General features: G+C 57.0%; 1 protein-coding gene. It reads left to right on the plus strand.

Going from position 1 to position 882, the window contains the following annotated elements; all coding sequences use genetic code 11:
* Window positions 1-375: 375 nt before the first annotated feature.
* The gene (locus AC1DLB_RS31060) at window positions 376-735 is read left to right on the plus strand and encodes a DUF6124 family protein (RefSeq protein WP_019581235.1); all 360 of its coding nucleotides are present in this window, start codon (window positions 376-378) and stop codon (window positions 733-735) included.
* Window positions 736-882: the final 147 nt, after the last annotated feature.

The raw sequence follows: 882 nt of genomic DNA on the forward strand, positions 1-882 counted from the left end.
CCTGTAGGAGCTGTCGAGTGCAACGAGGCTGCGATCTTTTGATCTTAAACGGCGATGTTTAAACGACACTTCCAGAAACTCACCCAACCTACACATCCTTGCGCCGCTGCCTACGACTACGCCAGAATCCGCCGGCTAGTGCGCCTGGGGCGTGGGCTATATCGTTTCCTTGTCGTTGACGAATCAGCGATCGGGTCTCGCAGCCCGTGTATCTCTAGACGCACAACATCCTCCGTTCATGTTATGGCGGCTGTACGTGGGAGACCTTCGGGTCTGCCGGTTCTAGAGTCCCGGTCTGCGACCCGCGTATAGCTGCCACCTTCTTTCGTCTCGCAGCGAACAGTGGTGGCTCCATGACTCTAGGAGGCTTTATCCATGTTCAAACCAACACCTAATCCACCAGCACCCGACGACGTCTCCCCCTACGAATCCCTCGATTCCAAAAAACTCCACGAAGCCGCCGACCGCGCCCTCGACCACTACCTCAAACCACCCACTCCCAAAGACACCAAGCGCAAACCCAGCACCATTTACCATGTGGGTGCGAAGGTCGATAACGAAACACTGCTGGTCAACGCCTGCGAATCCCTGGCATCGGCGAGCGTGATGCTCAGTGAGTTCGCCGGGTTGATGGACATGCCCCATCGCAACATGATGTTGGGGATTCAATCGGTGGTCATGCTCGGTGAGCTGGCCGTCAACCGGGTGCTGGATAACCTCGATCCGCAAGGCTAACGAAAGTCTGTGGTGAGAGCACTTATTGTGGCGAGGGAGCTTGCTCCCGCTCGGCTGCGAAGCAGTCGCAAAACCTGAGTTTGCGGTGTGTCTGAAAAACCGTGATTGCCGGGTTTGGGGTCGCTTCGCAACCCAGCGGGAGCAAGC

Source organism: Pseudomonas sp. 05N434 (assembly GCF_056396965.1).

Coding starts and splice junctions, on each gene's coding strand:
- AC1DLB_RS31060 (WP_019581235.1), top strand. CDS start 376: ATGTTCAAACCAACACCTAATCCACCAGCACCCGACGACGTCTCCCCC.